We start from the raw sequence: 12,558 nt of genomic DNA, 5'->3' as shown, positions 1-12,558 counted from the left end.
AGTAGGATTATTTATTCTTTTTCTTTTTATCATTCACAAGGTCAACCTGGAGAGAAAAGACATGGGTGAACAAGGGATTTGATTGGTTGGCAAGATTTGTAAAGGCGTAGTCGATCTTTACATTTTGTATTTTGAAACCTGCACCGGCACTCGGCTGGTAGATCCACACCTTTTTTATGTTTAAGGTGTCTCCGTCTGCTAAACCTTTTTGGAAATTATTGATCCCTCCCCGCAGAAAGAAAACGTTATTCACATTAAACTCCAGTCCCAGTTTAGGATCAGCACTCACAGGATCGGCACTGATCAGGGTATTTCTTTTACCATCAAAAGTGAGATCAAAATTGGCTTCTGCCATGAGAGATGATTTCTTTCCTAACCTGAAATCTCTTGCAACTCCCAGTACAAGCCTTGGAGCTGTCATTTCAGTTGATTTTACAGGTATTTCGTTATTAGTAAGGTATAATGCTTCCTTTTCTTTTTCTGTAAAACTGAAGGACCAGGCATTGAATGTAGTGGTGATATCCCGCCCTGCAAATCCAAAACGCCATTTATCAGCCTTTATTTGCAATCCTGCGTCTAAACCAAATCCCCAGGCTTTTGCAAACTTTCCCACACTCCTATGAATTACTTTGGCATTCAAACCAAAATTGACATTCTTATTAGTGGTTTCTTTTAATTTTTGAGCAAAAGAGAAAAGAAATGCATAATCAGCTGAGGAAAAAGCCTGGATATTATTGTAATTGACAGAACCATCAGGTTCAACCAAAAAAAGTGTGTTCATGATATCATCCACGGCAAAGCGTAATGCTGAAAAGCCTATGGTTCTTTTATTTCCGGAAACAGGTAAGGCTATACTGGCAAAATCATACTTACCTATGCCCGCAAAATATTCCGCATGCATGATATTCACATTTGGATGATCTTTTACACCTACAAGTCCTGCCGGGTTCCAATAACCTGCAGTGCCATCCATTACTGAAGCTACCTGGGCACTTCCCATAGCTAATCCGCGTGCACCTGCACCGATATTTAAAAATTCATTGGAATACTTTCTGAATTGAGCAGAAGCAGTGGCTATACTGGCAAGGAAAACCAGCATTAAAACCAGGTGGTTGATTTTCATTTCGTCAATTTTCAATAAGCAATGGATTAGTATTGGATTTTAACTAGTCTGGTTGCAAAACAAATGTAAACTACAAATCACCAAATTCATAATATGGCAGGTAGAAATACTTACTGAAAACGAGGCACTTAAGACGAAATTGCCTTTTGGTACCTACTTTTGTCCCTCAAAGCCATAGAAAAATGAATTTGATCCAGGAATTGCGCTGGCGCGGCCTCATACAGGATATTGTCCCGGGAACTGAAGAACAACTAAATAAGGAAATGACTTCTGGATATATTGGCTTCGACCCCACGGCCGATTCCCTCCATATTGGAAGCCTTGTTCCCATTTTAATATTAGTGCATATGCAAAGGTCTGGGCATAAACCATTTGCATTAGTAGGTGGCGCCACTGGCATGGTGGGTGATCCTAGTGGAAAAAGCCAGGAAAGAAACCTTTTAAGTGAAGAAGAATTGCAAAGAAACCAGGAGGGTGTAAAAAACCAGTTAATGAAGTTTCTGGATTTTACCCCTGGCAGGCCCAATGCTGCGGAAATGGTTAATAATTATGATTGGTTCAGGGAAATGAATTTTCTACAGTTTATCAGGGATGTGGGAAAACACATTACAGTAAATTATATGATGAGTAAGGATAGTGTTAGAAAAAGAATAGAAAATGAATCAGGCATCAGTTTTACAGAATTCACTTATCAGTTGATACAGGGTTATGATTTTTACTGGCTTTATACTAATAAAAACTGTAAGCTTCAGATGGGTGGCAGCGATCAATGGGGTAATATTACGACGGGTACTGAATTGATACGTCGCAAGACTGGTGGCGAAGCATTTGCCTTTACCTGCCCGCTTATTACAAAAGCAGATGGCGGAAAATTTGGAAAGACTGAACAGGGCAATATCTGGCTGGATGGCAACAAAACCTCCCCCTACCAATTCTATCAGTTTTGGTTAAATGCAGCAGATAGTGATGCAGAAAAATGGATTAAAATATTTACATTTTTGCCAAAGGAAGAAATAGATGCTCTCATAAACGAACATCAATCGAACCCTTCTGCCAGGGTTTTGCAGAGAAAACTCGCTGAGGAACTTACCATATTGGTACATGGTAATGATGAATATAAAAAAGCTGTTGAAACAACACAAAAACTATTTACCCAACAAAATGCATCTGCCGAATCACTAAGTGCAGAAGATCTTGAAGGAATGGAGGGCATAGTCCATATTTCATATGGCAAAGAGAAATTAGGTAATGGTATAGATGTAATTTCCCTTTTATCAGAGACAAATGTATTTCCGAGTAAAGGCGAAGCCAGGAAAATGATCCAGAATGGGGGAGTTAGTATAAATCGCCTCAAAGTTTCCGGTGTTACAGATATGATTAATGCATCACAGTTACTTCATGATAAATACCTGTTGATCCAAAAGGGGAAAAAGAATTATTACCTGCTGGTAGTTCAGTAAAAAGTAGTGGGACTTTTCTCTTCCATTGTTTTTAATAAAATGGCCTTTTTTTCAAAATGTTCCTTTATAAAAAAAGCAATCACTCCCGCAATGGCTATAAAGACCCCCCAGACAGCAAGCCAACCGGTTGAAAAAAATACGAACAGCCATATCAAAATCGAGGTGATCACTGGAAGGGGATAAAACCACATGCTGAAAGGTAAGACCTTGCCTTTGTTTCTCTTTCTAAGAAGAACCACTCCTACTGATTGGGCAATAAACTGCACCAGGATTCTCATTGCCAGGATTGCACTGATCACTCCTTTCAGGGAAAAGCTTAGAGAAAAAATGATTCCCAATCCTGCTATATATAATAAGGAAATGTATGGAAATTCCTTTGTAGGGTGTAGCCTGGCGAAAGGTTTAAAAAAATTATTATCCAGGGCCGCTGCATATGGCACCCTGGAGTATCCTAACAATACGGCAAACAGAGAGGCAAAGGCAACCCATAATACCAGGCCTGTAGCAATTCTGGCCGCTCCCATTCCATAGATCCTTTCAATAAAAACACTAACTATAAAAGAATATTGTTGTGCTTCCTGCCATGGAATTACACCAGCAATGCTAATGTTCATTGAAAGATATAATATAGCAATGCCTGTAATGGAAATAAATATACTTTTCGGGATATTCCTTTCCGGTTTTAATATCTCACCGCCCAAATGGCAAACATTATAGTATCCTAGGTAACTATAAATAGTTTTCACACTCCCCTGCCCAAGCGCGACCCAGAAAGCTGCTTTAAAAAACTGGCTTGAATCAGCAGGCCAGAAATTATATGGGATATGTTTATGTGTAAACCCACCTGCAATGATCCAAATTATAGTAATCATTACTCCTGCCCAAAGTAAAACTGATAGCTTTCCAATAGTTTCAATTTTCCTGTATAATAGTAAAACAAGGCAAACAATGACTCCTACTGAAACTAGCTTTTCCTCGTAGAAATTCAGAGGTACTAAATATTTTACATATTGTGCAAAACCTATGGAACCCGAAGCTACCACCAGGGGTGCCTGGATTGAAGTTTGCCAGACAAATAAAAAGCTCATTAGCTTCCCCCCTCTCTTACCATAAGCCTCTCTTAAAAAATTGTAACTCCCTCCGGCTAATGGATAAGAAGCGCCTAATTCACTCCAAATCATTCCATCCAGGTATGCTATTAAAGCCCCAAATATCCAGGCCCATAAAAATAAAGGGCTGTTGAAATAACCAATTACCAAAGGGATTACAACAAATGGCCCTATACCCACCATGTCAATCATATTGATTGAAGTGGCCTGCAATAGTGTAATCCTTCTTTTTAAATTATGGGACATGTATATTTTATCACCTAAGCCTTTGCAAAATTGGCTATACCATTAACCAGGACATCCAGGTTTTTGGTGGTTGTATAAACATTAGGGGTTATTCGAACTCCCTTAATGTTTTCCCATTCAATTGACGTTGTATGAATTTTATAATTGTTAAATAGAAAATTATCCAGCTCGGAAGGTTTTTTACCCTCTACTGAAACCAGCCCTATGGCACAGCCCCATTTAGAATTGAGAGAAGTATGAATTTTCACTTTAGGAATATCCTTCGCCTTTTCCATCCAATAGTTTTTAAGAAAGTGTAATCTTTTTTCTTTCCGCTCGCTACCTATCATATCATGAAACTCAAGAGCTTTTCCAATAGCTTGCTCAATATAAAATGGACGGGTACCAAGGTTTTCAAATTTTCTTATATCCTCCTTTAATGGATTATCACCCGCAAACATGGGATAAATGTTCCTGATCTTTTCTTTTTTTACGTACAACATGCCACTTCCTATTGGAGCATATAGCCATTTATGCAAGCTTGTTGCAAAATAATCTGCATTGAGATCAGGAATCTTAAAATCAAAATGAGCAAAGCTGTGAGCTCCATCCACCAAAACTTCAATATTTCTTTTGTGAGCTTCTTCAGCTATTTCCTTAACCGGAATAATTTGTCCGTTCCAATTAATGATATGTGTAACATTCACAACCCTGGTTCTTGGTGTAAAAGCCGAAACATATTGCCGGATCAGGTAATTCTTATCCTCAGTAGGTAATTCCAGGTTGATCCAATTGATCTTAATACCATCCCTTAATTCCCTTTGTTTCCATGCATTTACTACGTTTGGATAATCCTGTTTAGCCACCACTACTTCATCTCCCTGCTTTAAGGGTAACCCGAATATTACTGTTTCCAAACCTTCTGAGGAATTACGGTTAATAGCAATTTCATCGGGCGAACATCCGGCCATCTTTGCCAGGTTACCTCGTAAAGTTTCTCTTCCCTGGTCCAGCACGCGCCACATATAATAACTTGGAGCTTCATTACAGTAATCATAATACCTCTTCATAGCATCCTGCACTGTCTTTGGTGCGGGAGATACGCCCCCATTGTTTAAATTAATTATGGAGGGAGAAACTGTAAAGGATTGCTGTATATAATACCAGAACTCCTCCTCATCAGCCAGTTCGTCTGCAGATAAATGCTCACTGTCTTTCAATGCTCTTTCCAGGTTTCTACTCCATGATGGCTGTACCAGGCTACTGAAAAAAGCGGTGGCAGATGCCATACCAGCTTTTTGTAAAAAATTGCGGCGGTCAAAAGGCATAAAGGTTTTTTATAAATGTAGGTATTTTCTCTTCTGTAAAGGTGTTGGTTAGCAGAGGTGATTATCTATTTGAGTTTTTGAATCAAATCCAGGGTAAATTACAGGAATCTCTTAAAAAATTTGGTTCATCTTGCCTGTGCCTTTATTTTTGCACTCCTTTTTGATCGCAGGATCAATACAGGTTGAGTTTGAGCTATGGTGTAACGGTAGCACTACAGATTTTGGTTCTGTCTGTCTAGGTTCGAATCCTAGTAGCTCAACAAAAAACCGGTCTTAGACCGGTTTTTTCTATTTTATCAATAACCCCCTTCCCTTATTTCCTTAAGTTCGGCAATATCCACCTGCTCCAGGTAGGGATCAAGTAATTCCAATTTATTGAATGCTTTTAAATACAATGGTTCTTCCGTTGTTTTATCAAAAAAGATTTCTACATAAAACTGGTAAAGCGAATACAATTCCACGCTAATATTCCGGCAATTTCTAACCAGGTCCAGGCATACTCCATCTACGGATAAAAGTTGTGTCTGCAAATCTTCATGTAAGGACAAATATTCCTGGTAATTGATCATAAAATGGGGAATTATAATAAAAGATTCATAAAATCTTAATTGAAAATATCATGCCCGGTTATCTTTAAAACCGAAAAATAATATGGCTTTTATAGGTGCATCACGGGTTTAGGTGATTTTTAGATAATTCACCAAAGAGGATCAGGTACAATTTCTAACTGAAAAATGTGCTTTATTTAATGATTATTTATTGGAATTAAACCTGAATTAAATATAAATTTGCAATTCCAAAGGAAATGAGCAACAACACACATAACAAGCATTATATCTTTCATGCGCAAATATCTACCCGCATGTATGATGTTTGTTTTGATATTTTTCGCTATCTCTCTAGACGACGACCTGGTTGCTGATAGGACGAGCCCTTAACCATGGCCCCTATCAGTGAACTCTCCCAAGTTTATTGGTACAGGATTGGTTATCCAACTACTTACAACAATTCTTTTTACAAATTGGAACAGAATATTGTCATTAGGGTGGCAACACCGGAAGATAAAAAATATGCTGAAACCATTACAAATGAAATGGAATCTTCGGCAAAAGCCCGTGGCACTGGTATAGCTAAAAGATCGCCCGAATACATCTCCCAGAAAATTGAGGAAGGTAAGGCTGTCATAGCTGTATCTCAAGATGGCACTTGGGTGGGTTTTTGTTATATAGAAACCTGGGAGGGCGAATATGTTGCTAATTCAGGGTTGATAGTTTCACCGGCATTTCGCAAAAGCGGTGTAGCCAAAGCTATTAAGGAATGCATCTTCAAACTCAGCCGTGAAAAATATCCTGAAGCTAAGATCTTCGGATTGACAACCGGCCTGGCAGTTATGAAGATCAATAGTGACCTTGGTTACGAACCTGTTACTTATTCAGAGCTCACTCAGGATGAAAAATTTTGGGCAGGATGTAAAAGCTGTGTCAATTATGACATTTTAATGAGCAAGGAACGAAAGAACTGTCTTTGCACAGCTATGCTATATGATCCGAAAGATCATTACCAGCCACAGGAGACAAGCGAGCATTTTGAAAAAAAGAGCAAGGTTTATGAGCGCCTGCTAAAAATCAAACAAAGCAAATTCCTCAAAAGATTAAGAGGAATAGAAAAGAACAATAATGATCGTAATACGAACAGAAAGCTCAAAATGAGCCTGTTTCACTTCTTCAACTTCTAAAATTCTTTCATTAGCAATGGCTTCAGAATATGATTCTTTAACAGGTTCCCAGGAAAAAAAAGGTGAAAAGATAATACTTGGTTTCAGCGGAGGACTGGATACTTCGTTTTGTGTTAAGTATTTAACCGATGAAAAAGGATACGAAGTTCATAGTATCATTGTCAATACAGGTGGATTTACAGCAAATGAATTAAAGGACATAGAGAGCCATGCTTATGCATTAGGTGTTACATCACATACTACCATTGATGCTGTTAAAAGTTATTATGACAGGATCATTAAATACCTTGTTTTTGGTAATGTTCTTAAGAATAACACTTACCCTTTAAGCGTAAGTGCTGAAAGATTGGTTCAGGCACTGCATATAGCAGAACATGCAAAAGCCATGGGCGCTAAAGCTGTTGCACATGGAAGTACCGGTGCAGGGAACGACCAGGTGCGTTTTGATATGATCTTTCATATCATGATCCCAGGTGTAGAGATCATAACACCCATTCGTGATCTTAAATTAAGCCGCGAACAGGAGATAGATTATCTGAAGCGCAAAGGCGTTGAAATGAATTTTGCCAAAGCAGTTTATTCTATTAATAAAGGACTGTGGGGCACCAGTGTCGGAGGAAAAGAAACCCTTTCATCTAAAGGGATATTGCCTGAAGAAGCCTGGCCAACACAGGTTTCGAAAACGGGCAGCGATGAGATCAAATTGCATTTTGAAAAAGGAGAATTAACAGCAGTTAATGAACAGGCATTTGATCACCCTGCAGCCGCGATTCAACACCTTCAATCCATGGCCGGTGCTTATGGTATTGGAAGAGATATTCATGTGGGTGACACTATTATAGGGATCAAAGGTCGGGTTGGTTTTGAAGCTGCTGCACCTATGATCATTTTAAAATCACATCATGCGCTTGAAAAGCATGTATTGACCAAATGGCAATTGAATTGGAAAGACCAGTTAGCATTATTTTATGGTAATTGGTTACACGAGGGACAGATACTTGACCCTGTGATGCGGGATATAGAAGCCTTTTTCCAAAGCTCCCAGGAAAATGTCACCGGTGATGTATTTGTACAGCTTCTACCCTATAGGTTCCAGGTTATAGGTATTGAATCAAAGTATGACCTGATGAGCAGCAAATTCGGTAAATACGGAGAAATGAATACCGGCTTCACGGGAGAAGATGTGAGAGGTTTTAGTAAAATTTTCGGAAATCAAACTTCCATTTACCACCAGGTCCAGGAAGCTAATCAATGATGCCGCCCATTTCTAAATACCATCCTTTAAAACATTATAAATGGGGGATTGATTGTGATGGCTGGAATTTAGTAGATAATAATGATCTATCCATAAAGCAGGAGCGCATGCCTCCAGGGGCTTCTGAACAGTTGCATTATCATGTGCAGGCACAACAATTTTTTTATATCCTGAAGGGCCAGGCTCAATTTCATTTTGAGGATCATATAGTCGATGTAACTATTGGAGAAGGGATACACATTGAACCAGGCAAAAAACATTTCATAAAAAATAATGGGACTGAAGATGTTGAGTTTTTACTTTGTTCCAACCCCTCAACAACTATGGATAGGATAAATTGCATTTGAAGATGAAAAAAATAAACGTAGGTATAATAGGAGGAGCAGGTTACACAGGTGGTGAACTAATTCGCCTACTTATAAATCATCCTGGTGTTGCTGTTTCTTACATACATAGTCGCAGTAATGCCGGTAAGCCTGTTGCATCAGTTCATCATGACCTCATAGGTGATACAGATCTTGTTTTTTCCAGCCAGTTATCAAATGATGTGGATGTGATTTTTTTATGCGTCGGCCATGGTGAAGCCAGGAAGTTTCTTGAGGCCAATGATATATCCGACCAAATAAAAATAATCGACCTGTCGCAAGATTTCCGCCTTGAATCAAATTCCAATTTCCAATCCAGGAACTTTATGTACGGCCTGCCAGAGATCAACAGAGATAAAATCAGGTTGGCAAATAACATCGCCAATCCTGGTTGTTTCGCAACAGCCATTCAGTTGGGACTACTTCCTTTAGCCCAGGCAGGATTACTCAATGAGGTACATACTACCGGCATAACAGGGTCCACGGGTGCCGGGCAGGGTTTTGCGCCTACGTCTCATTTTAGCTGGAGAGCTAATAATGTCCAGGCTTATAAAACACTGACACATCAGCATTTAAAAGAGATTAATCAATCCTTATCCCAATTAGGCTCTCAAAATCAAGAAGTCAATTTTGTGCCATGGCGTGGTGATTTTACAAGAGGTATTTTCATCAGCTCAACGATTACCTGCAAATGGGATTACCAACAACTTTTGGAACTTTACAATGCCTTTTATAAAGATCACCCTTTTACGATTGTGAGCCAGCAGGAGATCTTTTTGAAGCAGGTTGTTAATACCAATAAATGTGTGCTCCAATTAGAAAAAGTGGGGACTAAATTAGTTGTGCATTCGGCAATTGATAATTTATTGAAGGGAGCATCCGGACAGGCCATTCAGAATCTCAACCTCATGTTTGGGCTCGATGAGAAAGAAGGGCTATCATTAAAAGCTACAGCATTTTAATACTATTATATGAAAGCAACCATCATTGGAGGCGGTAATATAGGAATGGCACTTGCAGAAGGATTAATCAGTTCTTCGGCTTGTAAGCCCTCCGATATTACCATAACCCGCAGAAACATTACTGCTTTGGGGAATATTGCTGACAAAGGCTTTAATGCCGGATCTGACAATGCCTTAGCGATTCGGAATGCTGATGCCATATTCATTTGCGTTTTGCCACAGCAACTAGATGAAGCTTTATTACAAATTCAACCTGCCATTAATTTAGAGAAGCAATTAGTTGTTTCAGTAGTTACCGGTGCGCATACGCAGGTATTTCGGGATAAACTCGGTGATACCCTTCGCATTGTCAGGGCCATGCCCAATACTGCTATGAAGGTTCGTGAAAGCATGACCTGTCTTTCAGCCGTGAATGCTACTGAAAAAGATATATCGCTTGTGCAGGATCTGTTTAACACCATGGGTCAGTGTATAATCATTAATGAGGACCTTATGAGTGCAGCCACAGCGCTGTGCGCATGTGGAATAGCATTTTTCCTGCGCACCATACGTGCAGCTTCCCAGGGAGGTGTAGAAATTGGATTTCATGCTCATGATGCGCTTAAAATAGCCGCTCAGACAGCCTATGGAGCAGCAAAGCTCCTGATAGCCAACAAAACACATCCCGAAGAAGAAATTGATAAAGTTACTTCACCCAAGGGCTGTACTATTGCCGGATTAAATGAAATGGAGCACCAGGGGTTAAGTTCAGCATTTATCAAGGGAATTAAACTTTCTTCCAATATTGCCAATAATTTATACAAACAATCATGAAACTTTTCGACGTTTACCCAATAAATAATATTACCATAGAAAGAGCAAAAGATTCTTATGTATGGGATGAAAATGGGGTGCAATATTTAGATATGTATGGTGGTCATGCCGTCATCAGTATTGGACATACTAATACCCATTGGGTAAAAAGAATTGAAGACCAACTCAATAAAATTGCCTTTTATTCCAATTCAGTACAAATTCCCATTCAAAAAGAACTCGCTGAAAAACTGGCCAGGCTTAGCGGAAAGCATGATTACCAGCTTTTCCTTGTTAATAGTGGCGCTGAGGCAAATGAAAATGCATTGAAATTGGCTTCATTCCACACAGGACGTAAAAAGATCGTTGCTTTTAAAAAAGCTTTTCATGGCAGAACATCTTTAGCAGTGGCTGCAACAGATAATCCATCAATTGTTGCCCCTGTCAATGAAACGGATAATGTAGTTTTTCTGCCATTCAATGATGAAGCCGCAGTAAATGAATATTTTCAAACTAACGGATCAGAAGTTGCAGCAGTAATCATTGAAGCAATACAGGGTGTAGGTGGAATCACTTTAGCCTCACCGGCTTTTCTACAACTTCTCCGCCGCTTATGCGATGAAAATGGTGCGGTGCTCATTGCTGATGAAGTTCAGTGTGGATATGGCAGAAGTGGAAAGTTTTTCGCTTTTGATCATGCCGGGATTAATGCTGACATATACACTATGGCAAAAGGAATGGGCAATGGATTTCCTATCGGCGGCATATTGATCGCGCCTCATATAAAGCCTAAACACGGCATGTTAGGAACAACCTTCGGCGGAAATCATCTTGCATGTGCAGCTGGCCTGGCTGTACTGGAAGTAATGGAAGAAGAGGATTTGGTAGAGAAATCAAAACAACGTGGTCAGTACCTTATCAATAAATTGAAAAAAATAGATGGTATAGAAAATATCCGGGGCCTGGGGCTCATGATAGGTTTTGACGTACCAACTGATTTAAAAGATCTCCGAAAGAACTTATTATTACACCATAATGTTTTTACAGGTGAGGCTAAACCAAATGTCATCCGGTTATTACCAGCACTGACAATAACGCGTAAGCAAATGGATGAATTTTTGGACGCACTCCAGGAAGCGATCAATGAATTACGGAGTGAACAAAATATACCGGTTGATGAAGTGTCGGCCTGAAGAATAGAATAGAAATAAGGAAGAATTTAAGACTACAAATATTAATCTTAATCAAAATTGAAACAGTTCATTTCCGCACATGATGTAAATGATATTAATGCGCTTGTAGAAAAAGCATTGGTCTATAAAGCTGACCCATTTAAGGATAAAACGCTGGGCATTAATAAAAGGATTGGTTGCCTGTTTTTAAATCCAAGCATGCGCACGCGGCTTAGCACCCAGATAGCTGCACAAAACCTGGGAATGGAAGCTATAGTTTTTAACGTAGGGTCAGAAGGCTGGTCTCTTGAATTTGAAGAAGGCGCTATCATGAATGGCAGTTCTGTTGAACACGTAAAAGATGCAGCTCCCATCATGGGGAATTATTTTGATATTCTTGCCATCCGCACCTTCCCTACCCTTAAGAGCCGGGAGGAAGATTACAGTGAACAATACATCCAGCAGTTTATAAAATATGCTGGCATACCAATAGTTAGTTTGGAAAGCGCCACCCTGCATCCATTACAAAGCCTGACAGATGTCATTACGATCAAAGAAACTCTCCAGGAAAACAGGAAGCCAAAGGTTGTTCTATCCTGGGCACCTCATGTAAAGCCTTTGCCCCAGTGCGTAGCCAATAGTTTTGCTCAATGGATCAATGCATGGGGTGAAGCTGAATTTGTTATCACACATCCCAAAGGATATGAACTGGCCGAACAATTTAGCAAAGGAGCTAATATTGTTTATAACCAGGATGAAGCTTTAAAAGATGCCGATTATATTTATGTAAAGAATTGGAGCTCTTACGAAGCCTATGGCCAGATCTTGTCAACAGATACTTCCTGGATGCTTACCAATGATAAACTCAGGCAGACAAATAATGCCAGGGTGATGCATTGTTTGCCGGTAAGGCGAAATGTGGAATTAAGTGATGAAATACTTGATGGCCCTAACAGTATCATCACAAGGGAAGCTTCAAACAGGGTTTGGGCAGCGCAGGCAGTTTTAAACGAGATCCTCAGATCAAATTAA

12 protein-coding genes and 1 tRNA gene are annotated in these 12,558 nt (G+C 39.4%); 9 read left to right on the top strand and 4 right to left on the bottom strand.

Features of this window, described 5'->3' with window-relative positions; translation table 11 throughout:
- Nucleotides 1-7: 7 nt before the first annotated feature.
- Nucleotides 8-1,123, bottom strand: a complete 1,116-nt coding sequence (locus BP74_RS13460) for a putative type IX sorting system protein PorV2 (protein WP_496374875.1) — start codon at nt 1,121-1,123, stop codon at nt 8-10.
- Nucleotides 1,124-1,305: 182 nt separating this feature from the next.
- Between BP74_RS13460 and tyrS the strand changes: the two genes are divergently transcribed.
- Nucleotides 1,306-2,583 carry a tyrosine--tRNA ligase gene (gene tyrS, locus BP74_RS13455; RefSeq protein ID WP_496374874.1) on the top strand — a complete coding sequence of 426 codons (1,278 nt, stop codon included), beginning with the start codon at nt 1,306-1,308 and terminating at the stop codon, nt 2,581-2,583.
- Here the strand turns inward: tyrS and BP74_RS13450 are convergent.
- Together BP74_RS13450 and BP74_RS13445 are read right to left on the bottom strand one after the other, a co-directional pair.
- Nucleotides 2,577-3,938 carry an APC family permease gene (locus BP74_RS13450; RefSeq protein WP_496374873.1) on the bottom strand — a complete coding sequence of 454 codons (1,362 nt, stop codon included), beginning with the start codon at nt 3,936-3,938 and terminating at the stop codon, nt 2,577-2,579. The genes tyrS and BP74_RS13450 overlap by 7 nt on opposite strands.
- Nucleotides 3,939-3,952: 14 nt before the next feature.
- Complete coding sequence (locus BP74_RS13445; protein WP_496374872.1) at nt 3,953-5,245, bottom strand: aminotransferase class V-fold PLP-dependent enzyme; 1,293 nt, start codon at nt 5,243-5,245, stop codon at nt 3,953-3,955.
- A gap of 189 nt (nt 5,246-5,434) precedes the next feature.
- Here BP74_RS13445 and BP74_RS13440 point away from each other — a divergent pair.
- Nucleotides 5,435-5,505 (top strand) — tRNA-Gln (locus tag BP74_RS13440).
- A gap of 36 nt (nt 5,506-5,541) precedes the next feature.
- On the opposite strand, the gene BP74_RS13435 is transcribed toward BP74_RS13440, so the two are convergent.
- On the bottom strand, nt 5,542-5,814 hold the full coding sequence (locus BP74_RS13435) for a hypothetical protein (RefSeq protein WP_496374871.1): 273 nt from the start codon (nt 5,812-5,814) through the stop codon (nt 5,542-5,544).
- 371 nt (nt 5,815-6,185) lie between these two features.
- On the opposite strand from BP74_RS13435, the gene BP74_RS13430 reads away from it, so the two are divergent.
- Genes BP74_RS13430 through BP74_RS13400 form a run of 7 tightly spaced genes read left to right on the top strand, consistent with a single transcriptional unit; the run spans nt 6,186 to nt 12,558 of the window.
- A complete protein-coding gene (locus BP74_RS13430) occupies nt 6,186-6,980 on the top strand; it encodes a GNAT family N-acetyltransferase (protein ID WP_496374870.1) in 795 nt (264 codons plus the stop codon).
- A gap of 16 nt (nt 6,981-6,996) precedes the next feature.
- Nucleotides 6,997-8,235, top strand: coding sequence for an argininosuccinate synthase (gene argG, locus BP74_RS13425; protein ID WP_496374869.1), 1,239 nt, complete (start codon nt 6,997-6,999; stop codon nt 8,233-8,235).
- The gene (locus BP74_RS13420; RefSeq protein ID WP_496374868.1) at nt 8,232-8,582 is read left to right on the top strand and encodes a cupin domain-containing protein; all 351 of its coding nucleotides are present in this window, start codon (nt 8,232-8,234) and stop codon (nt 8,580-8,582) included. Before argG ends, BP74_RS13420 begins: the two co-directional genes overlap by 4 nt.
- Nucleotides 8,583-8,584: 2 nt before the next feature.
- On the top strand, nt 8,585-9,562 hold the full coding sequence (gene argC / locus BP74_RS13415) for an N-acetyl-gamma-glutamyl-phosphate reductase (protein ID WP_496374867.1): 978 nt from the start codon (nt 8,585-8,587) through the stop codon (nt 9,560-9,562).
- Between the two features lie 9 nt (nt 9,563-9,571).
- A complete protein-coding gene (gene proC / locus BP74_RS13410) occupies nt 9,572-10,375 on the top strand; it encodes a pyrroline-5-carboxylate reductase (RefSeq protein ID WP_496374866.1) in 804 nt (267 codons plus the stop codon).
- A complete protein-coding gene (locus BP74_RS13405) occupies nt 10,372-11,547 on the top strand; it encodes an aspartate aminotransferase family protein (protein WP_496374865.1) in 1,176 nt (391 codons plus the stop codon). The genes proC and BP74_RS13405 overlap by 4 nt, the downstream gene beginning before the upstream one ends.
- Nucleotides 11,548-11,604: 57 nt before the next feature.
- Nucleotides 11,605-12,558: a Rossmann-fold NAD(P)-binding domain-containing protein gene (locus BP74_RS13400; RefSeq protein ID WP_496374864.1), complete on the top strand. Its 954-nt coding sequence runs from the start codon at nt 11,605-11,607 to the stop codon at nt 12,556-12,558.

It is taken from the genome of Flavisolibacter ginsengiterrae DSM 18136, assembly GCF_059568575.1.
This window is presented reverse-complemented; position numbering and strand designations above follow the sequence as displayed.

Excerpts from the sequence above, each read along its gene's own strand:
- BP74_RS13460 (WP_496374875.1), bottom strand. The coding sequence starts at position 1,123 with ATGAAAATCAACCACCTGGTTTTAATGCTGGTTTTCCTTGCCAGTATA.
- tyrS (WP_496374874.1), top strand. The coding sequence starts at position 1,306 with ATGAATTTGATCCAGGAATTGCGCTGGCGCGGCCTCATACAGGATATT.
- BP74_RS13450 (WP_496374873.1), bottom strand. The coding sequence starts at position 3,938 with ATGTCCCATAATTTAAAAAGAAGGATTACACTATTGCAGGCCACTTCA.
- BP74_RS13445 (WP_496374872.1), bottom strand. The coding sequence starts at position 5,245 with ATGCCTTTTGACCGCCGCAATTTTTTACAAAAAGCTGGTATGGCATCT.
- BP74_RS13435 (WP_496374871.1), bottom strand. The coding sequence starts at position 5,814 with ATGATCAATTACCAGGAATATTTGTCCTTACATGAAGATTTGCAGACA.
- BP74_RS13430 (WP_496374870.1), top strand. The coding sequence starts at position 6,186 with ATGGCCCCTATCAGTGAACTCTCCCAAGTTTATTGGTACAGGATTGGT.
- argG (WP_496374869.1), top strand. The coding sequence starts at position 6,997 with ATGGCTTCAGAATATGATTCTTTAACAGGTTCCCAGGAAAAAAAAGGT.
- BP74_RS13420 (WP_496374868.1), top strand. The coding sequence starts at position 8,232 with ATGATGCCGCCCATTTCTAAATACCATCCTTTAAAACATTATAAATGG.
- argC (WP_496374867.1), top strand. The coding sequence starts at position 8,585 with ATGAAAAAAATAAACGTAGGTATAATAGGAGGAGCAGGTTACACAGGT.
- proC (WP_496374866.1), top strand. The coding sequence starts at position 9,572 with ATGAAAGCAACCATCATTGGAGGCGGTAATATAGGAATGGCACTTGCA.
- BP74_RS13405 (WP_496374865.1), top strand. The coding sequence starts at position 10,372 with ATGAAACTTTTCGACGTTTACCCAATAAATAATATTACCATAGAAAGA.